This window comes from Glycomyces rhizosphaerae (genome assembly GCF_042647865.1).
Classification (GTDB): Bacteria; Actinomycetota; Actinomycetes; order Mycobacteriales; family Micromonosporaceae; genus Glycomyces; species Glycomyces rhizosphaerae.
The window spans coordinates 151365-170348 of the sequence record NZ_JBHRWO010000005.1 but is presented as its reverse complement, the minus strand read 5'-3'; the positions used below and the strand labels follow the sequence as shown (position 1 = coordinate 170348).

17 protein-coding genes and 1 tRNA gene are annotated in these 18984 nt (G+C 68.1%); 13 read left to right on the top strand and 5 right to left on the bottom strand.

From position 1 onward, the window contains the following. Positions 1-4 precede the first annotated feature (4 nt). From ACFO8M_RS05400 to ACFO8M_RS05390, 3 genes are all read left to right on the top strand, one after another. Positions 5-1132: an ABC transporter ATP-binding protein gene (locus ACFO8M_RS05400; RefSeq protein WP_387971591.1), complete on the top strand. Its 1128-nt coding sequence runs from the start codon at positions 5-7 to the stop codon at positions 1130-1132. A 5-nt stretch (positions 1133-1137) separates the two neighbouring features. Further along, a complete protein-coding gene (locus ACFO8M_RS05395; RefSeq protein WP_387971700.1) occupies positions 1138-2172 on the top strand; it encodes an ABC transporter ATP-binding protein in 1035 nt (344 codons plus the stop codon). 115 nt (positions 2173-2287) lie between these two features. Further along, the gene (locus tag ACFO8M_RS05390) at positions 2288-2809 is read left to right on the top strand and encodes a hypothetical protein (protein ID WP_387971588.1); all 522 of its coding nucleotides are present in this window, start codon (positions 2288-2290) and stop codon (positions 2807-2809) included. 32 nt (positions 2810-2841) lie between these two features. Here ACFO8M_RS05390 and ACFO8M_RS05385 read toward each other — a convergent pair whose 3' ends face one another. The 3 genes from ACFO8M_RS05385 to ACFO8M_RS05375 form a co-directional block, all read right to left on the bottom strand. Continuing rightward, complete coding sequence (locus ACFO8M_RS05385) at positions 2842-3213, bottom strand: hypothetical protein (protein WP_387971585.1); 372 nt, start codon at positions 3211-3213, stop codon at positions 2842-2844. A gap of 150 nt (positions 3214-3363) precedes the next feature. After that, on the bottom strand, positions 3364-4119 hold the full coding sequence (locus ACFO8M_RS05380) for a DinB family protein (protein ID WP_387971582.1): 756 nt from the start codon (positions 4117-4119) through the stop codon (positions 3364-3366). A gap of 189 nt (positions 4120-4308) precedes the next feature. Then, positions 4309-5952, bottom strand: a complete 1644-nt coding sequence (locus tag ACFO8M_RS05375) for an HNH endonuclease signature motif containing protein (RefSeq protein ID WP_387971579.1) — start codon at positions 5950-5952, stop codon at positions 4309-4311. Positions 5953-6357: 405 nt separating this feature from the next. On the opposite strand from ACFO8M_RS05375, the gene ACFO8M_RS05370 reads away from it, so the two are divergent. From ACFO8M_RS05370 to ACFO8M_RS05345, 6 genes are all read left to right on the top strand, one after another. Further along, positions 6358-6440: transfer RNA gene (locus ACFO8M_RS05370), tRNA-Leu, on the top strand. A gap of 363 nt (positions 6441-6803) precedes the next feature. Next, positions 6804-8594, top strand: a complete 1791-nt coding sequence (locus tag ACFO8M_RS05365; protein ID WP_387971576.1) for an ATP-binding protein — start codon at positions 6804-6806, stop codon at positions 8592-8594. After that, a complete protein-coding gene (locus ACFO8M_RS05360; RefSeq protein WP_387971573.1) occupies positions 8594-9043 on the top strand; it encodes a roadblock/LC7 domain-containing protein in 450 nt (149 codons plus the stop codon). Before ACFO8M_RS05365 ends, ACFO8M_RS05360 begins: the two co-directional genes overlap by 1 nt. After that, positions 9043-9414 (top strand): DUF742 domain-containing protein, encoded by a 372-nt coding sequence (locus ACFO8M_RS05355; protein WP_387971570.1) that lies wholly within the window; start codon positions 9043-9045, stop codon positions 9412-9414. Before ACFO8M_RS05360 ends, ACFO8M_RS05355 begins: the two co-directional genes overlap by 1 nt. Next, on the top strand, positions 9392-9991 hold the full coding sequence (locus ACFO8M_RS05350) for a GTP-binding protein (RefSeq protein WP_387971567.1): 600 nt from the start codon (positions 9392-9394) through the stop codon (positions 9989-9991). Before ACFO8M_RS05355 ends, ACFO8M_RS05350 begins: the two co-directional genes overlap by 23 nt. 11 nt (positions 9992-10002) lie before the next feature. Then, positions 10003-10596 carry a GAF domain-containing protein gene (locus ACFO8M_RS05345; protein ID WP_387971564.1) on the top strand — a complete coding sequence of 198 codons (594 nt, stop codon included), beginning with the start codon at positions 10003-10005 and terminating at the stop codon, positions 10594-10596. 75 nt (positions 10597-10671) lie between these two features. On the opposite strand, the gene ACFO8M_RS05340 is transcribed toward ACFO8M_RS05345, so the two are convergent. Then, the gene (locus ACFO8M_RS05340; protein ID WP_387971561.1) at positions 10672-11868 is read right to left on the bottom strand and encodes an acyl-CoA dehydrogenase family protein; all 1197 of its coding nucleotides are present in this window, start codon (positions 11866-11868) and stop codon (positions 10672-10674) included. Between the two features lie 382 nt (positions 11869-12250). Between ACFO8M_RS05340 and ACFO8M_RS05335 the strand changes: the two genes are divergently transcribed. From ACFO8M_RS05335 to ACFO8M_RS05325, 3 genes are all read left to right on the top strand, one after another. Next, the gene (locus tag ACFO8M_RS05335) at positions 12251-13981 is read left to right on the top strand and encodes a bifunctional metallophosphatase/5'-nucleotidase (RefSeq protein ID WP_387971558.1); all 1731 of its coding nucleotides are present in this window, start codon (positions 12251-12253) and stop codon (positions 13979-13981) included. 153 nt (positions 13982-14134) lie between these two features. Then, entirely contained in the window at positions 14135-14920 is a 786-nt protein-coding gene (locus tag ACFO8M_RS05330) for a Bax inhibitor-1/YccA family protein (protein ID WP_387971556.1), read from the top strand. A 4-nt stretch (positions 14921-14924) separates the two neighbouring features. Then, positions 14925-15221 (top strand): hypothetical protein, encoded by a 297-nt coding sequence (locus ACFO8M_RS05325; protein WP_387971553.1) that lies wholly within the window; start codon positions 14925-14927, stop codon positions 15219-15221. On the opposite strand, the gene ACFO8M_RS05320 is transcribed toward ACFO8M_RS05325, so the two are convergent. Continuing rightward, complete coding sequence (locus ACFO8M_RS05320) at positions 15218-17296, bottom strand: FUSC family protein (protein ID WP_387971550.1); 2079 nt, start codon at positions 17294-17296, stop codon at positions 15218-15220. The two genes, ACFO8M_RS05325 and ACFO8M_RS05320, sit on opposite strands and share 4 nt — an antisense overlap. A gap of 57 nt (positions 17297-17353) precedes the next feature. Here ACFO8M_RS05320 and guaA point away from each other — a divergent pair, with 57 nt between their 5' ends. Next, the gene (guaA, locus tag ACFO8M_RS05315; RefSeq protein WP_387971547.1) at positions 17354-18925 is read left to right on the top strand and encodes a glutamine-hydrolyzing GMP synthase; all 1572 of its coding nucleotides are present in this window, start codon (positions 17354-17356) and stop codon (positions 18923-18925) included. Positions 18926-18984 lie beyond the last annotated feature (59 nt).

The window sequence follows — 18984 nt, the reverse complement described above, 5'->3', positions numbered from 1 at the left end:
CTCAGTGAGCTCCAACGGAGCCAAGCGCTCCACCGGATCCAAGGGCGACAGCGTCCTCGAGGTCAAGGACCTCAACGTCGCGTTCCCGACCGAGGACGGGCTCGTGCACGCCGTCCGCGGCGTCTCTTACGACCTGCGCCGGGGCCAGAGCCTCGGCATCGTCGGCGAGTCGGGCTCCGGCAAGTCGGTGACCTCCATGGCGATCATGGGCCTCCTGCCCAAGAACGCCCAGATCACCGGCTCCGCCAAGCTCGAGGGCGAAGAACTCCTCGGCCTCGGCGACGCCGAACTCTCCCGCATCCGCGGCAAGAAGATCTCCATGATCTTCCAGGACCCGCTGACCAGCCTCAACCCGGTCTACACGGTCGGCTTCCAGCTGGCCGAGGCCATCCGCGTCCACTACCCGGACGTGAACAAGGCCGAGGCCCGCAAGCGCTGCATCGACCTGCTCGACTCGGTCGGCATCCCGAACCCGCAGCAGCGGGTCGACGCCTACCCGCACGAGCTCTCCGGCGGTATGCGCCAGCGCGTGGTCATCGCCATCGCCATGGCGAACAACCCGGACGTCATCATCGCCGACGAGCCCACCACGGCCCTCGACGTCACGGTCCAGGCCCAGGTCCTCGAGGCCCTGGAGAAGGCCCGCGAAGAGGTCAACGCCGCGCTCATCCTCATCACCCACGACCTGGGCGTGATCGCCGGACACACCGACGACGTCCTCGTCATGTACGCGGGCAAGCCGGTCGAGCAGGGCACGGTCGACGAGATCTTCTACGAGCCGCGCATGCCCTACACCTTGGGCCTGATCGGTTCGCTGCCGCGCATGGACGAGTCGCGGGGCCACCGCCTCACCCCCGTCCACGGCACGCCTCCGTCGATGCTCAACCTGCCGCCGGGCTGCCCGTTCCGTCCGCGCTGCCCCATGCACCAGGACATCTGCTCGGAAGTCGAGCCGGATCTGCTGCCGGTCAACTCGTCCGGGCACGTCTCCGCCTGCCACTTCCAGGACCAACTCGAGGGCAAGGCCCCCGACGACGTGTTCGCGCCCGTGGCCACCGACCTGTCCGTCGAAGCGGAAGTCGAAGCCGCTGAAGCCGAGGCCGCCGCGCTCCACGAAGAGGAGGACAAGTGAACGCCATGCTCGACACTCCGCAGACCGCGGCGAACCCGGTCATCGCCGGGAAGAACCTGGTCAAGGAGTTCCCCGTGCGCTCCAAGGGGATCCTCCGGCGCAAGGTCGGCGCGGTCCACGCCGTCTCGGGCGTGAGCCTGGAGATCGGCCAGACCGAGACGCTCGCGCTCGTCGGCGAGTCCGGTTGCGGCAAGTCCACGACCGCGCGACTGATGATGAACCTCATCTCGCCGACCTCCGGCGAGATCCTCTATGAGGGCCGGGACCTGACCAAGCTGTCGCGCAACCAGATGCGGCCGATCCGCCGGGACCTCCAGCTGGTGTTCCAGGACCCGATGGCCTCGCTGGACCCTCGCATGACGGTCTTCGAGATCATCGCCGAGCCTTTGCGCGTGCACAACATGTTCAAGAACGGCGGCCGCGACCGGGTGAACAGCCTGATCGAGATCGTCGGCTTGAACCCTGAGCACCGCAACCGGTACCCGCACGAGTTCTCCGGCGGTCAGCGCCAGCGCATCGGCATCGCCCGCGCGCTCGCACTGCAGCCGCGGGTGCTCATGCTCGACGAGCCGGTGTCGGCCCTGGACGTCTCGATCCAGGCCGGCGTCATCAACCTGCTGGAGGACCTGCAGGACGAGCTGGGGCTGTCGTACCTCTTCGTCTCGCACGACCTTTCGGTGGTGCGGCACATCGCGGACAAGGTCGCGGTCATGTACTTGGGCAAGATCGTGGAGGAGGGCACCACCGACCAGCTCTTCGCCGGTCCGGCCCACCCGTACACGCAGGCCCTCATGTCGGCGATCCCGCTCCCGGACCCGCGCAAGGAGCGGACCCGTGAGCGCATCGTCCTCCAGGGCGACGTGCCCAGCCCGTCGAACCCGCCTTCGGGCTGCCGCTTCCGCACCCGCTGCCCGCTGTTCAAGGAGCTCGGGGAGTCGCAGCAGTCCAAGTGCATCGACGTGGAGCCGCTCCTGCGCTCCGACCACGCGGGCCTGACCCGCGCGGCCTGCCACTACGCCGAGCCGAAGCAGCTGGTCTAGCAATACGCGTGCCGGGGCCGTCCCGCCGAGTCCTTCACGGATGAGGCGGGGCGGCCCCGTCTCCTTCCCCGTTATCGGTTCGCGCGCCGGGGCTCCTCGGTGCGAGACTGCCGACATGAGTTCAGCGAAAGACGAATCGACCGTGACCGCCTTGCTCGACGAGTTCGGTAACCGGTGGGAGACCCCGGAGAAGATCGCCGCCGTGCGGGAACGTCTCATCGCCGACCTCCCGGGCTGGAAGCTCCCGGCGGCGTACGGGCTCGGGATCTACGACGTCTCCGGGGAGCTGGTCTTCGGCTTGAAGAACGTGGGGGAGCACCCGCTTCCGGCGGCCGTGATGGCGACGGTCCTCCGCCACAAGGGCGGCTCGAAGTCGTACCAGGTGTACCAGGGGGCCTTGGAACAGGCGATCCGGCTGCTCCAACCGGCTGCAGCCTGCACGGCCTACGACCACCCGAACCTGGCCGAGTGGAGGCGGATCCTCAAGCTGCTCAAGGCCGACCCGCAGGTGGAGGCGAAGATGGTCTTCGTCGCCGACTTCGAGGACTGGCGCGACGACGACGATGTCGACGACCTGTGCGAGGCCGTCTACTACGCCGCCAAGTCCACCCGCAAAGCAAAACCGGACCGCGGCTGAGAGCCCCGCGGCCCGGTCTGCAGACGACTCGCTCAGTCGACGTAGTAGGTCTGGAGGCAGCCGACGTGGGCGAAGCCCCACGTGTCGTTCCAGTCCACGGCGACCCAGACCTTCGACCAGGATCCGCAGGTCGTGTGCTTCCCGCCGTCGGTGAACGGTGCGCACCAGGCCCCGTCGACCCAGGTCCCCGCCGGGATCTCCGAGCCGATCTGCCCCGCGGTCGCGCTCGGATACTCGCGCACCACGGTCGGCACGCTGAACATCGCGCTGCAGTACACGCTTTCGGAGTCCTCGGCTGCTTGAGCCACCGGCACCTCGGCCTCAACCGATTCCGCAGCGGCGGGAGCGGCCCAAGCCGCACTGATCGCCAGGGCAGCTGCTGCGCTGGCCAGAATTCGTCGCATTTGACCACCTCGTTGTAGTTCTACAATGCACATTGATGGCATTGCCGCTTCATGCTGGCAGCGGAACGGGTGGGGCGTACGGGAAATGGGCCCGATGTCGGAAAGCCGATAGCGGGCCCGCGAAGCCACTCGGGCGTCAGGGCGGCATGCTCACGCGTCGGCCTCGGCGGCAATCGCGTCGAGGTCGCGCACGGCGAAGCGGTGGTGCTCCCACTCCTCCTCGAGGATCGTGTGCAGGCAGGAGAGCGTGGTCTCCGGGTGATCGGAGCCATGCGGGTTCCGGCGTGCCGCGGCCAGCCCGTCGGACGTGGCGGTGGCGAGGAAGTCGCGCACCATCGCGACGCGGTCCGCCCGTGCATCAAGGACCTCGGCGTACGTCGGACCGTCGGTCGACGGCGAGCGATCGAGGCCGGGATGGTCCTCGGTGCCCGCATCCGGTTGTCCGATCGCGTGGAAGGGCTGTTCGATCTCCAGGACCGTTCGGCCCAGCCACAAGTCCGTGGCGAAGACCAAGTGCCGCAGCGTCTGGGCGAACGACCACTCGCCGTCCACGGAAACGTCGACCGTGTCGGCCGGCATCGCCGCGACTCGCGCAAGGGTCGCAGCCCAGGTGCGCTCGATCTTCGCCCAAGCGGCGCGAAGGCCCTCCGGGCCCTCGGCCCGGCGCTCGGCACGGCCGGGAAAGCGGCGGTTCAATTCGGCCTCGACGAAGGCGGTCACATCGACTCCGTTGACGCGGAAGCCACCGCCTTCGAAGATCCAAGGCGCATCAATGTCCGCGTCCCGGATCTCGACCCCGCGCATCACGACACCGGAGAGGTCGGACTCGACGAACCGGGCGCCCCGCAGGTTCACTCCGTTGAAAGTCGCACCCTGCAGTGCTTCGGACCGATTGAAATGCGCCATGGCCGCTCCTCCTAGCTGGACGGCCGCGGCGAGACCGATGTCGCGCTTGGCCGGTGAGTGTGGGGTGAGTGTATTGACTGGCACCGACAGCGGCGGGTCTCCATGGGCCCGGGTTCAGGCAGGCAGCGAAAAAGAGGTCTGGATGTCGAGGGATCTGACGTCGGGTTCCTGGGCTGACCGGGCCCTGCTTCAAACGGGCAGCGACAAAGAGGTGTTCTCCTTCCTCTGTAGCGCTGCGGCCGGCGGGCGGGGTTTCCCGAATGGCGTGAAGGGCGCTCCCCAGGTCTCTTTCCGACCCTGGACATGTTGAGGGGCCCGGTCCCCCTTGGGAATCGGGCTGCGCTGGCCTTGACCCGCGCTCCCCTCAGCAGTCGCCCGCTGAGGGCAGGTTAAGAAGGGAGGATCGCCCGGGTCTTCCCGGAGCACCACCGGTTCGGAGGGCACTGCCGCCTCTACCTTCCGGAATTTCTCTCGGGTCTTGATGATCGTGGCTTCCATGCTCTGCTGGGCGTACCAGGCGGCATAGTCGGTCAGCTCTCGTCGATAGGTGGGAGACCATTCCGAGGTGTCATGCCCGTTCGGCAAGTCCTTGAGGAGGTCTGACTCCCAATCCTGATCAGTGCAGCCACTGCGAAGGTGGCGGATCTCCGCCCTACCGGGGCCGGTCTTCTTGATGTCCCATTTGCCCGTGTGGATCCTGCCGTGGTGGAACCGGCAGAGGAGGATCAGGTTTTCCGCGCTGGTCGCCCCGCCATCCGCCCAGTGGGCCACGTGGTGCGCCTCGGTCCAGGAGATCGGAGCACGGCAGCCGGACCAGATGCAACCCTCGGGCTGCTCGAGCTCCAGCTTGTGGCGAAGGGCCACATTGGGAAGGCGCTTCGCCCGGCCCAGTTCAATGGCCTCACCAGTGCTGTAGTCGAACACCGAGGGAATGACACCGGCCTCGCAGGCAAGAAGGCGGGCCTTGGAGACGGAGACGGGCTTGCCGTCCAGCATCGGCAGCCGCCCGGTCTCGTCACCGCGCAGGGTCTCCAGGTCGCAGGTGAGGTTCAGCGTGGCATTGTGGCCGTGCCGCTTGGGAGCCGAAGGGTCGGTGCCATAGGCGGCGACCATCTGGTGCAACGCTTCTGCATTACGACCGGAGACGCGGGGGAGAAGGCCGTCATCGTCCGCCTCTTCTTGGCGAGACGGGGGTACTGCGGTCTTCAGCGCGTTGCTGATGAGCTTCCCGGTGTCATCGGTGAGCAGACCTTCGATGTCCCACATGCCATCAGGGCGCTGGTTCACTTCCAGCCAGGCAAGGGACTGCTGGCTCAGCTCGTCGAGGATCGCCTGCGCGTCGAAGAGCTCGGTGCAGATGCGGTCCAGGTGAGATGACAGCTCGGAGCGAGTGGAGTGGATGCAGTACTCCCTGATCACCTCTTCGGGAGTCTCACAAAGCGCTGCGCCATAGGGGGACTCGACCGGGGCGGGGTAGGGAACCCGGGAGTACACGGCCAAGCCTTCCCTCTCAAGGCGACGCATGGCGTACGCGATGGCATCGATGCGCGCGGCCCCGGAGAGGGCGGCAGAAGAGAGGTGCTTGAACTTGGGGGACAGTCGGGCAATGGAGGCCATCTGGCCCGCGTCATTGACGGTGAAGTCGAAGCATTCCATGATCCAGTCGCGGATCCCGGAGAAGCCGTCGCAGACTTTGTGGTGGCCTGCACTGGTATAGGCGATAACTGCCTGGAGGGCGCGGGCATCGCGGGCACGGGATTCGGCGGCAATGGATTCGATCTCGGATCGCAGGGCGGCGGCTTGTGAGTCTCTGTCCGTATCAATGGCTTTCATCCTGCTCACCCCCTGGGGAGATATCCGATTGTTCGACTGACTGTTATATGTCAATGATGACTGGTTTGAGGGCTGGTGTCATCACTCAAACGGATGAATATATGTATAAAGTAGACTCGGAATGGCCGCCGCCGCCAGCGCCGACAAGCCCAAAAGCCGAAGTGCGACGACATCACCCAACCACCATTTTGTCGCCGCCGAATGAACCTTGTGCACAGTCATCCGAAAGTCGAAGTGCGACAAGGCAACCGGCCACCTTTTTGCCGCTGCAGCCTGAACCGCAAGGTAAACCAACCCGGTACTGTCGGGATCACGACACTTCCCTGTTTCCGGAGGTAGTGACCACAGTGCGTGAACTTGGGGGGACCATCCCGGCCGGTTTCCCGCTAGCGTGGCAGCATACGGGCCCGAGTGGTGGAATCTGGTAGACACAGTCGGCTTAAAACCGGCCGTCGTGAGACTTGCGGGTTCAAATCCCGTCTCGGGCACGGCTGCTGCGGCCCAAGGGGATCGGACGGAGTGGGGCCGTCCGGTCCTAGAGTGGTGTTCCTCGCATTCCGGGCACCGCCTCTCGAACGGGTGATGGGCCCGCCGTTCGCCCAAACTGCTCACGCTCCGTGTTCATGTGCCTTCTGACCTGCCCAATGAGGTCTGTCCACACCAGGTTTCGACCTCGTTGCCGGCTGCATCGACAGGTTGACTGCACAGGGCAGTCGTGCTATCCAGGGAGGCGAGCGCTGATACCATTCTGTCGAACCAGCCGGTGGGGACATGGCTTTCCCTTCTGCTGCACCGACTTTGTCACTTCCCGGTATCGCGGAAGCCGATTGGCCAGTGTCGTGAGGATGGCGATGCCCGAAACACCTCGGTCCACAACCCAGACGTTCCAGCCCACAGGACCCCCACACTCCGGCTCCTTCGCAGTTGAAGAGCCTGGCGCCCAACTCAAGAGCCGACTGCTCCGCATTGCGCTGCTGCCGCTCGCCACCGCCACAGTGCTCGGCGCGGTGGTAGTGCTCGTCTTGACGCAACTCTCGACCGACCGTCCAGCATGGATGCTCCCGGCGGTGCTCGGCTCCGCCGTGGTCCTGGTCGCCCTCGTGGCCTACCTGGCCGCCAGCGCCGTCACCAAGACCGACGCCGACCTCGGCCGCGAGATCCTCGCGGTCCGTCGGGCCACGGTCGAGACCCACTACAAGGTCTGGCAGGTCTTGGACGACCTGCAGCGCGACCTTCCCGCCGACCAGCGCTGGTCCGTCCCGCTGCCCAACCCGGCCGCGAGCACCGCGACCACCTATGAGGCCCTTCGCTTCCTGGCCGCTGAGGCCCGGCATCTGCGGGCGGCCGCCGAGGCCGTCGCGGCCCGCGGCATGCGGCCCGCCGCGCCCCAGATCCAGGCCCAGGCCCAGACCCAGGCTCAGGCCCCGGCGCGGGTGCCGCAGCCGATGCTGACTTCCGGTCCGATCGACGCGGTGAGCGTGAACTCGCGCGTCGGGATCTTCGTGAACCTGGCCCGGCGGCTGCAGTCGCTGGTGCACAGGGAGATCGAGCAGCTCGACGAGCTGGAGAACCAGGTCGAGGACCCCGATCTGCTCAAGGGCCTGTTCTCGGTCGACCACTTGGCGACGCGCATTCGCCGCCACGCGGAGAACCTCGCGGTCCTGGGCGGTGCGACCTCGCACCGGCAGTGGTCGCGTCCGGTCAACGTCTATGAGGCGCTGCGAAGCGCCGTCGCCGAGGTGGAGCAGTACGCGCGCGTGAAGCTGGTGCGGCCCATCGACGGGACGCTGAAGGGCCACGCGGTCGCGGACATCATCCACCTGGTCGCGGAGCTGGTGGAGAACGCGACGACGTTCTCGGCGCCGAACACGCAGGTGCTCATCCGCGTGGAGCGGGTGCGCACGGGCCTGGCCGTGGAGGTCGAGGACCGCGGTCTGGGCATGGAAGCCCATGAGCGCGAGCGGTTCAACACGATGCTGGCGACGCCGGACAAGGTCGACTTGGACGAGCTGCTGGCGGACGGCCGCATCGGCTTGTACGTCGTCTCCTCGCTGGCGCACCGCCACGAGTTGACCGTGCAGTTGCAGTCCAACATCTTCGGTGGCACGCAGGCGATCCTGGTGGTCCCCGAGGTGCTCCTGGGCGACGAGACGCCCGCCGCGCCGAAGGTCCCGGCGCCGAGGGAGCTCCTGGCGCCGCCGCCTCCGCAGGCGATGCCGGTCCGCGACCCGGGCGCGGCCACGCCGCCAGCGCCGCAGCTGCCCGCAGTGCAGCTGCGCCCCTTGCCCACAGCGGGTTCGGGCCACTACGGCAGTTCGGTGCCGCGCATGGACGCCCCTATGAACGGCTATGGCACGACCCGTGTCGACACCGGCGCCCTGCCGGTGACGGCCGAGCTGCAGGCGGTCGACGAGGGCCGCCATGCGGCCGACGGCCGTCCGGAGCTGCCGAAGCGCACGAAGCAGTCGCATCTGGCCCCGCAGTTGCGCGACATGCCGCAGTACGGCTCGCGCGGTTCGGAGACGGGCCACGACCCGGGCTTGATGAAGGCATTCCAACAGGGCCAGCAGCGCGCGGACACCGGTCCGCAGATCCCCGCATCAGATGGTTCCGTTTCCCCGTACAGGAATGAGGAGTTCTAATGGCAGGCGATGAGGCAGGCGCGCAATCGGATCTGAGCTGGCTGCTGGCCGGCCTGGTGCGGAAGGTCCCGCACACCCGCAGCGCCCTCCTGCTGTCTTCGGACGGCATCAAGAAGGCCTTCACCGGCATGGGCGTCGACCAGGCGGACCAACTTTCGGCGATCGCCTCGGGCATGTTCTCGCTGGCGCGCAGCGCGGGCGTCCAGTTCGGTTCGTCCGCCGGCGTCCGCCAGGTGGTGGCGGAGCTTGACGACACGCTGCTGTTCGTCTCGACGGCGGGCCAGGGCGCGGTCCTGGCCGTCGCGGCGGGCCGTGACGCGGACGCGGGCGTGCTCGGCTACGAGATGTCAATTCTGGTCAAGAGCGTTCGCCCGTACCTGGAGACGCCCGTGCGCAGGGCCGCCGCCGTGAACGGTGCCGTCCCGCCGAACGGTGAACTGGTCGGCTGATGTCCGACTTCGAGCATCATCCGCTGCTCGACGACGATGCGGGGCCGCTGGTGCGGCCCTACACCGTCTCGAACGGCCGCACCGTGGCGACGAAGAAGCTGGACCTGCTGTCGCTGGTCCGGTCGACCGGGCAGATGCGGACGGGGCAGCTGGAGCCCGAGCACGCCGAGACGCTGCTGCTGTGCCGGGAGCCGATCTCGGTCGCCGAGGTCTCGGCGCACATGCGGCTGCCGGCGATGGTCATCAAGGTCTTGCTGTCCGACCTCGTCGACTGCGGAGCGATCATCACCCACGCTCCCGACCCCGCCGTGGACCCCACTGACAAAACCGTATTGGAGGCACTCCTCAATGGCCTACAACGGCGACTCTGACCGATCGCCCGCACAACCAGCCCTGCCCACCGCCATCAAGCTGCTCGTCGCCGGGGGCTTCGGGGTCGGCAAGACCACCTTCGTCGGGGCGGTCTCGGAGATCGAGCCGCTGAGCACCGAGGAGACCATCACGATGGCCTCGATCGGCACGGACGACCTGACGGGCGTGGGGGACAAGACGACCACCACGGTCGCCTTGGACTTCGGACGGATCACGCTCGACGCGCAGCACATCCTGTACCTGTTCGGCACGCCCGGCCAGGACCGGTTCTGGTTCATGTGGAACGAGCTGTCGGACGGGGCCTTCGGCGCGGTGGTGCTGGCGGACACGCGGCGCCTGGAGGACTGCTTCCCGGCGCTCGACTTCTTCGAGCGGCGCGGCACGTCGTTCATCGTGGCGGTCAACGAGTTCGAGACCGGCTACCACTACGAGCCGGAGGAAGTCCGGTCCGCCCTGGACCTCAAACCGAATATCCCGGTCGTCTGCTGCGATGCACGCGATCCACGTTCCGCAACGTTGGTGCTGGTCACCTTGACCAAGCACCTGATGTCGGCCGCTGCTTCCAGCGTCCGGTAAAGGAGCCCAGCATGTCCAGTCCCGAGAACGAGTTCCGACTCACGATCACACCCGACGACCCGGGTGCAACAGAGCGGGCCAAGCGCCTGCGCGACCTCGGGATCGGCAACCTGCCCGACCCCGAGTTCGACTCGCTCGCGAAGGAGCTGACCGAGCTCACCGGCGCGCCTTACGCGATGGTGAACTTCATCGACGAGGAGCACCAGTACTTCGCGGGCTTGGCGGCCCCGGCCCCGGACACGGCCAGCCAGGCGATCGCGGGGGCCTCCGAAGCTCCCGAGGTGGGCCGGGAGATGGACCGCGACCACGGCTACTGCCCGCATGTCGTGGTGCGCGGCAAGGCACTCGTCCTGGGGGACGTGTGCGACTACCCGCGGTTCGCGGGGAACCCGGTGGTCGACAAGATCGGGATCCGCTCCTATCTGGGGGCGCCGCTGATCGACGACGACGGGAACACCTTGGGGACGGTGTGCGTCGTCGACACGGAGACCCACGACTGGGGCCGTCCGGGCCTGGAGATCATCAAGGGCATGGCGGCCAAGGTGATGGACCGCATCCGGGAGCGCAACGCGGCCGAGCGGCCCGACGACCCGCTGCAGGGGTGAGTGAAAGAGGAGGCCGCGAAAGCAGCCTCCTCAAACTTTGCGCGAGGTACCGGCCGATCCTCCGGATTTCGCGCGCTAATGCACCTTGACGGCCTCGCCCTTGACGATGCGCTCGGACCACTGGCCCTTGGCCCGTCCCATCGCCGCTTCGGCCAGCCGCAGGCGCTGCACGTCGGAAGTGCCTGCGGGCGCGAAGATGTGGTACGCGTCGCGCAGGAACCGCTCGATGGGCCGCTCGGTGGTGAGGCCGATGGCCGCGTGGATCTCCATCGCCTCCCGAGCCGAGTCCAAAGCGGACTCGACGTTGACGAGCTTGGCGTTCATCAGCTCGATGTCGCACGGCTTGCCCTCGTCGAGCAGGTGCACCGCGTGGTAGGCGGTGATCCGGGCGGTCATCAACCGGGAGGTGATCTGCCCGATCTTCTGCTTGATGTTGTCCAGCTCCGCGATCGGCCTGCCGTACAGCTCCCGCTGCGAGGCGTACTCGACCGTCGCGTCGAGGATCGCCTGGTGGATGCCGAGCGACACGGCCGTCAGGTTCGAGCGGCCGTACAGGATCGAAGAGGAGTACGCGACCGACAGGCCGTCGCCCTCCTCGCCGAGCCGGTTCGCCGCGGGCACGCGGCAGTTCTCGAACAGGAGCTCTCCGAAGCTGAACCCGTGCAGGCCCATCGTGGACTGCTGCGGGGCCAGCGCGAAGCCCGGTCGGTCGGACTCCACCAGGAACGCCGTGAGCCCCTTGGGGCCCAAGCCGGTCCGCACCACGACTCCGTGGACGTCGCCGACATGGCTGTTGCCGACGAAGACCTTGTGGCCGTTGAGGATGTAGTCGTCACCGTCCCGGATCGCCCTGGCCCGCATGCCGAGCACGTGGCCGCCGGAGGCGGATTCGGTGACGGCGATGGTGGGGAGGCAGTCGCCGTCGGCGACTTTGGGCAGCCAGGTCTTCTTCTGCTCGTCCGAGCCGAAGTGGAGGATCTTGGCGACACCGAGCTGCGACGCCTGAACCATGGCGCCCATGGCGCCGGAGACTCGGGCGAGCTCCTCGATGATGATCGTCTTCGCCAAGTGCCCCATGCCCATCCCGCCGTACTCCTCGGGGATGGTCACGCCGAGCCAGCGCTGGCGGGCGATGAGCCTGGAGAGCTCACCGTGGACGGTCTTCTGGGTTTCCATTTCGGGGATGCGCGGGCGGACTTCGCGTTCGGCGAAGTCCCTGACCTCGGCTCTGAGGGCATCGTGCTGGTTGTTCGTGAAGTAGCCGGTCGTCAACGGGTTACCCCCTGTGGGCCTCTGGCTCGTCGTAGACCGCTGTTGCCGGGGGCGGTCCCCACCAAGTGACAAGCTGTATATGCGAAATGTTCTCGCAGTGACTGTAGCAACCGCTATCGCGTGGGGCAAGAGATGGAATTGTGGACATAGCGCTGTATCGCGAATGTAACGACTTGTTGGGCCGCAACAGTTTCAAACCGTCCCGAATCGCGGGAGTGAGGGTGTGCGGACGATTGCCGTGTGTTAATGGCGTGTCGCGCCCAGGGCGTTGCCGGGCCTTTGTGAAGCCGTTATGCTGCGTTGACTCGGCGGCAATCGTCCCATGATTGGATCAGCATGGGGCAACCTCGGCCCGTCACCCATCGACCCCCCACGGAGAGCCATGTTCACCATCAGACGCAAGCGCCGCGCGGTGGCCGTCGTCGGCGCCGCCGCGCTGGCCGCGACCTCGCTCGCCGTCGGCGCCTGGTCGGCCAATGCCGGTCAGCACCACGGCAATCGCGACGTCGACCTTCAGCTGCTCGCGCTCAACGACTTCCACGGCCACGTCGAGGCCAGCGCCTCCGACACGTACCCGGTGGACGGCGTGAACGTCCCCGCGGGCGGCGCCGAATACCTCGCGACCCACCTCGAGCAGGCCCGCGAGGGCGAGCGCTACTCGACCACGGTGGCCGCGGGCGACCTCATCGGGGCCAGCCCGTTCCTGTCGGCCGTGTACGACGACGAGCCGACGATCGAGGCGCTCAACGCCATGGGCGTCGAGGTCTCCTCGGTCGGCAACCACGAGTTCGACGCCGGCTTCGACGAACTCAACCGCATCATCGAGGGCGACGAGGACTTCGAGGGCGCCGACTTCCCCTACCTCGGCGCGAACGTCGTCGACGAGGCCACGGGCGAGCCCGTCCTCGACCCGTACTGGGTCAAGGACTTCGGCCGCGGCGTCAAGGTCGGCTTCATCGGCATGACGCTCGAGGGCACGGGCGACATCGTCTCCCAGGCCGGCATCGAGGGCCTTGACTTCCTCGACGAGGTCGAGACCGCGAACCGGTACGCGAAGGAACTGCGGCGCCAGGGCGTCAACTCGATCGTGGTGCTCCTGCACGAAGGCGGTGTCCCCGTCGCCGAGGACACCGGCCACGACTGCGAGTCCCTCGACGGCGCCGGGATCGGCATGTCCGGCCCGATCGTGGACATCGCCGAGACCATGACCCCGCTCGTGGACATCCTGGTCACCGGCCACACCCACAACGAGTACGTCTGCTCGGTGCCCGACCCGGCCGGGAACCCGCGCATGGTCACCTCGGCCTCTTCGTACGGCCGCGTGTTCACCGAGATCGACGCGACGTATGACAAGCGCACCAAGGACATCGTTCGCTCGTCGGTGACCGGTTCGAACACCGTGGTCACCCGCGACGTCGACCCCGACAGTGATCAGTCCGACATCATCGAGTCCTATACCGGCGAGGGCTACGACGAGGTCGCGAACCGCCTCATCTGCTACATCGCCGAGGACATCAAGCGCGGTGCGACCCGCGCCGAGGAGTTCCCGCTCGGGAGCCTCATCGCCGACGCGCAGCTGTGGAGCACGGCGGGCGCGGACACCGGAGGGGCCCAGATCGCCCTGATGAACCCCGGCGGCGTCCGGCAGGACCTGATCCACAGCGCAGGGACGCCCGGCGAGGTCACGTACAAAGAGGTCTTCGAGGTCCAGCCGTTCGCGAACTACGTGGTGACGCTCGACCTGACCGGCGCGCAGCTCCTCGAGGCGCTGCGGCAGCAGCTGCCGAGCGCGGCCCGTTCGACGACGCTGCAGCTCCAGGTCTCCGAGGGCTTCACGTACACATGGGACAAGACGAAGACCGGGACCGACCAGATCGTCGCCGACTCGCTGAAGCTCAACGGCGAGCCGATCGTGGCCGACCAGACCTACCGGGTCACGGTCAACTCGTTCCTCGCCGACGGCGGCGACTCGTTCACGGCCTTCAAGGCCGGCACGAACCGTCTCTTCGGCGCGCTCGATGTGGACGCGTTCGAGGACTACCTCGCCGAGTTCGGGACCCAGGCGGCCCCGCTCGAGGCGCCGGAGCTCGGCCGGGTCACAGTGATCTCTTAGGTATCTGAGTACATTCACAGCGGCAGAGCAGGGAATGCTCTGCCGCTGTGTCGTGTTTACAGCGGTGACCGGATAGTCTGGGAACACCCTTGAACTTCCAACGGAGGACCGCAGGTCATGGCAATGCAGAGCAGGAACTCATCCCTTCGAAACATGGTGAAGACCCAGTACAACCAGCAGCACATGGGTGCCGCGTACGGGCCTTACGGACAGATGACCCAGGCTCCGCAGGCCGAGACCATGCGGGTCGACGACGTCATCGTCCGCACCGTCGCCCTGGTCGGAGCGACCTTCGTGGCTGCGATCCTCACCTATTCGATGGTCGCCGACGGCATCGCGAACAACGACTCCGCCGCGATCGGCACCGCGATGATGCTCGGCACGGTCGGCATGGTCGTCGGCCTCGGCATCATGATCTTCTCGATGTTCAAGCCGGTGACGAACCCGTTCGTCGCCTTCGCTTATGCGATCGGCCAGGGCCTGCTTCTCGGCGGAGTCTCGGCGGTCTTCGAGCAGCGGTCGGACGGCATCGTCGTGAACGCCCTCCTCGCGACCGTGCTCGTGTTCGGCGCGATGCTCGCGCTCTTCAAGTTCCGCATCCTGAAGAACTCCCCGATGTTCACCAAAGTCATCGTCGGTGCGGGCATCGGCATCTTCGCCCTCTCGATGGTCAACCTCGTCGTGGGCGCGTTCGGAGTGAACCTGGGCCTGTTCGCCGCTCCCGGCGAGTCGGTCTCGGCGCTCCAGTGGATCATCGCCATCGGCATCACACTGTGGGCCGCGTTCTCGTTCATCCTCGACTTCGACATGATCGAGTACTCGGCGCAGAACGGCGCCCCGAAGAAGTACGCCTGGGCGGGGGCGTTCGGCCTCACCGCCGGCCTCATCTTCCTGTACTGGAACCTCCTTCGCCTGCTCTCCTACTTCCAGGGCGACTAGCAGATTGAGCACTGAACTCGAGCGGGCGATCGGGCGTGTCGTCGAAGGCACGCGCCACTGGTCGCCCGCTCGCTGGTCTTCCCAGGCCGACGCGATGCACGCCCTCGTCCAGGCCCTCGCCGACCTCGCGGCCGACGCCGAGGGTCAGCCGCGGCGTCGTGTCCCGCGCCTGCCCAACGACATGCAGCTGCCCGACCAGCTGCAGGTGATCGGGCTCGACCTGCTCGAAGCGCCGCTCACCGAGGCTCAGCGTGAAGCCGCCGCAGAGGCCATCGCCAAGGCGAGAGCCGTGCTCTTCTAGTCGTTCCAGGCGGCCATGACCAGGGCCGCGTCGTCGAGGGCCTCCACGAGGTTGTCGGCCTCCCAGCGCAGGACGCTGCGGCGCGTGCGCGTGTCGCGGTCCTCGACCGCGGCGAGGCGCAGGTCGAGGCGGTTCACCGCTTGGCTCAAGTCGATGCCGCGCGGCGGGGCCGCGTTCCTGGCCAGCGCCGCCAGCCGCAGGTACGCGGTGTCGAGGGCGTCCGCGAACGTGTCGACGCCCGCGAGCCCCTTCGCCTGCTCGTCACGGCCCAGCGTCGCGTTCACCGCGACCAGAGCCCTTGCCGCCCTTGACAATGCGGCCTCCGCGCCGTGCACGTCCGCCGAGAGCGGACCCGGTCCGGCGACCGGTTCGGCCTTCGCCTGGTCCGCGGCGCTCGTGAGCGCGGCGCGGCGGGCCCGGATCTGGTCGATCGCGGCGTGCATGACCTTCCGGTCGTAGTCCGCCGGGTGCGCCTGGCGGTCCAGGGAGAGCCGGGCGTAGTCGCGGTAGGCGTCGACCAGGTCCCCGAGCAGGTCGCCGAGGCGCCGGGTCTGCCACGTGGGCACCAGCGTGTAGAAGCCGATCGCGAGCGCGGCGCCGACCAGGGTGCAAGCGCCCCTGTCGAACGCGGCGAGGATCGGGCTTTCGCCCGAGAGGTCGATCTGGAACACCGTGAACCCCGAGACCGCCGCCGCGAAGACCAGCATCGAGACCGGCCGCGTCAGATACGCGGTGAGCGCGAACGCGAGCACGATCAGGCTGAGCCACAACTGATCCTGCGGCAGCAGCAACCCCAGCAGCGAAGCGAGCACGACGCCGCCCGTGGTGCCGACGGCGCGGGTGACGCCGCGGGTCAGCGTCCCCGAGAAGTCCGCCTGCAGCACCAGCCAGGCGGTGAGCGGGATCCAGTAGCCGTGGTCGGTGGGCCAGGCCAGGCCGATCGTCATCGCGAGCGCGATGACCCCGGCGCGGCGCAGCGCGTGGTGGATCACCGGGTCGTGCCGGTGCAGGCGGGCCCGGAGCTGGCCGATCGCCTGCCGGGCGGTGCTCGTGGCGTGCTTGAGCGCGGGGTCGGCGATCACGTCCTCGCCGCCGGCGGTGATGCGCTCGGCGAAACCGCCGGTCTCGTGGAGGGTGCGCAGGAGCCCGCCGATCTCGGTCGGCATCGTGCCCGTACTGGTGGCCATCGGGTTCTGCGAGAGGCCGTCCAGCAGTGCGTCCCAGTCGAGTTCGGCCGGATTGCGGGCGGTGATCTGCTCGGCGAAGTGGTTGAGGAGCCGCGCGGCGAGTTCGAGCGCCTCGGAGTAGAACTCGACGGTGCCGCGGTCTTGGGCGTCGGCGCGGGCGCGGGCGGAGGCGGTGCGGCCGATCGCGGTCGAGATCGCGTAGATCTGGCGGCGGGCCTCCAGGATCGCCGCGGGCAGGACCCGGCGGCGGTCGAGTTCCTGCGCGGCCTCGAACAGCGGCTCGGTGCGGAACGGCGCGTCGGGGTCCGCGGCGAGCGCGTCCGCTTCGGCGGCCAGGGCGAGCCAGGCGTCGGCGAGGGTCCGCCGGTCCTCGGCCCACCGGTAGTACGGCGGCAGGAGTGCCATCGCGGCCTGGACCGCGCCGCCCGCCGCGACCGCGAGCGCCGCGAACAGGACGCCGGCGCCCGCCGTGAGGTGGTCGGCGAGGAAGAACATGATGCCGGAGACGGTGAAGGTGACGCCGGCGACGTGTGTGACCGAGCCGATGAACGTGAGTGTGAACGCATAGGCGGCCGACGCGGCGATGAGGATCGCCGGATTGTCGATCGAGCCGAGCGCGACCCCGAGCGCCCCGGCCGCGCCCACCACGAGCGGCAGCGACGGGCCGGTGCGGGTGCCGGGGGTGAGCATCGCGACCCCGCCGAGCCAGGCGCCCATGATCGCGGCCTGGCCCCAGGAAGGGTGGTCGAGGAGGGCGACGGCGGCCATCGCGACGGCGATGCCGCAGGCGGCGCGCGCCGCGAGCACGGGCGCGGCCTCACCGGGGGTCCAAGACCGCAGGTCCCGGCCGACCCGGCGGAAGGATTCGGCGACGCCAGGGTTGAGCACGTCATCAGGGTAGCCGCGCCTTCGTGTGTGAGGCCGACTACCGGTTACGCTGGTGGCATGCGACAAACGGTGCTGGTGGTCGACTTCGGTGCGCAGTACGCGCAGCTCATTGCGCGGCGCGTTCGCGAAGCGAACGTCTACTCGGAGATCGTGCCCTCTTCGATGCCCGCGAGCGAGATGCTCGCCAAGGAGCCGGCCGCGATCATCCTCTCGGGCGGTCCTTCGAGCGTGTACGCCGAAGGCGCCCCTCAGGTGGACAAGGCCCTGTTCGAGGCCGGTGTGCCGGTGCTCGGCATCTGCTACGGCTTCCAGGCCATGGCCAACGCGCTCGGCGGCACCGTCGCCAAGACCGGCCTCTCCGAGTACGGCGGCACCGAGCTCGACGTCGTGTGCGCCTCGAAGCTCCTCGCGGGCCTCCCGGACCACCAGTCGGTGTGGATGAGCCACGGCGACTCCGTCACCGAGGCCCCCGCCGGGTTCGAGGTCGTCGCCCGCACCAACGGCGCCCCCGTGGCCGCGTTCGAGAACCTCGAACTGCGCCTCGCCGGCGTCCAGTACCACCCCGAGGTCGCCCACACCCCGCACGGCCAGGCCGTCATCCGCCACTTCCTGCACGACATCGCCGAGATCAAGCCGAACTGGACGAACTCGGCGATCATCGACGAGCAGGTCGCCGCCATCCGCGAGCAGGTCGGCGACAAGCGCGTCCTGTGCGCCCTCTCCGGCGGCGTGGACTCCTCCGTGGCCGCGGCGCTCGTGCACCGCGCCATCGGCGACCAGCTCACCTGCGTGTTCGTCGACCACGGCCTCCTGCGGGCCGGCGAGGCCGAGCAGGTCGAGAAGGACTACGCGCAGCTCACCGGCATCGACGTGCGCGCCGTGGACGTCTCGGAGCAGTTCCTCACCGCCCTCAAGGGCGTCACGGACCCCGAGGAGAAGCGCAAGATCATCGGCCGCGAGTTCATCCGCACCTTCGAGGCCGCCGCACGCGAGATCGCCGAAGAGCAGGGCATCGACTTCCTCGTCCAGGGCACCCTGTACCCGGACGTCGTCGAGTCCGGCGGCGGCACCGGCACCGCGAACATCAAGAGCCACCACAATGTCGGCGGCCTCCCCGACGACCTCCAGTTCGCGCTCATCGAGCCGCTGCGGACCCTCTTCAAGGACGAGGTCCGCGCGATCGGCCTCGAGCTCGGCCTGCCCGAGGCGATGGTCTGGCGCCACCCGTTCCCCGGGCCCGGCCTCGGCATCCGCATCGTCGGCGAGATCACCCGCGAGCGACTCGACCTGCTGAAGGCCGCCGACGCGATCGCCCGCGCCGAACTGACCGCCGCCGGTCTCGACCGCTCCGTGTGGCAGTTCCCCGTGGTACTCCTCGCTGACGTGCGCAGTGTCGGCGTCCAGGGCGACGGCCGCACCTACGGCCACCCGATCGTGTTGCGTCCGGTCTCCTCCGAGGACGCCATGACCGCCGACTGGTCGCGCCTGCCCTACGAACTGCTCGCGAAGATCTCCACGCGCATCACCAACGAGGTCGCCGACGTCAACCGCGTGGTGCTCGACGTCACCAGCAAGCCGCCGGGCACCATCGAATGGGAATTAGGACTCGCTGATCAGCCGATCCGCTGAGCACGCTTCCCTGTTGCTTTGGGGGAGCGCGTGACCCGGTGATGACCGGACTGCCATGC

Bases quoted from the DNA above. Each gene is read 5' to 3' on its own strand.
- ACFO8M_RS05385 (WP_387971585.1), bottom strand. From the start codon at position 3,213: ATGCGACGAATTCTGGCCAGCGCAGCAGCTGCCCTGGCGATCAGTGCG.
- ACFO8M_RS05345 (WP_387971564.1), top strand. From the start codon at position 10,003: ATGTCCAGTCCCGAGAACGAGTTCCGACTCACGATCACACCCGACGAC.
- ACFO8M_RS05330 (WP_387971556.1), top strand. From the start codon at position 14,135: ATGGTGAAGACCCAGTACAACCAGCAGCACATGGGTGCCGCGTACGGG.
- ACFO8M_RS05360 (WP_387971573.1), top strand. From the start codon at position 8,594: ATGGCAGGCGATGAGGCAGGCGCGCAATCGGATCTGAGCTGGCTGCTG.
- ACFO8M_RS05380 (WP_387971582.1), bottom strand. From the start codon at position 4,119: ATGGCGCATTTCAATCGGTCCGAAGCACTGCAGGGTGCGACTTTCAAC.
- ACFO8M_RS05395 (WP_387971700.1), top strand. From the start codon at position 1,138: ATGCTCGACACTCCGCAGACCGCGGCGAACCCGGTCATCGCCGGGAAG.
- ACFO8M_RS05375 (WP_387971579.1), bottom strand. From the start codon at position 5,952: ATGAAAGCCATTGATACGGACAGAGACTCACAAGCCGCCGCCCTGCGA.
- ACFO8M_RS05335 (WP_387971558.1), top strand. From the start codon at position 12,251: ATGTTCACCATCAGACGCAAGCGCCGCGCGGTGGCCGTCGTCGGCGCC.
- ACFO8M_RS05365 (WP_387971576.1), top strand. From the start codon at position 6,804: ATGCCCGAAACACCTCGGTCCACAACCCAGACGTTCCAGCCCACAGGA.
- ACFO8M_RS05390 (WP_387971588.1), top strand. From the start codon at position 2,288: ATGAGTTCAGCGAAAGACGAATCGACCGTGACCGCCTTGCTCGACGAG.
- ACFO8M_RS05350 (WP_387971567.1), top strand. From the start codon at position 9,392: ATGGCCTACAACGGCGACTCTGACCGATCGCCCGCACAACCAGCCCTG.
- guaA (WP_387971547.1), top strand. From the start codon at position 17,354: ATGCGACAAACGGTGCTGGTGGTCGACTTCGGTGCGCAGTACGCGCAG.
- ACFO8M_RS05355 (WP_387971570.1), top strand. From the start codon at position 9,043: ATGTCCGACTTCGAGCATCATCCGCTGCTCGACGACGATGCGGGGCCG.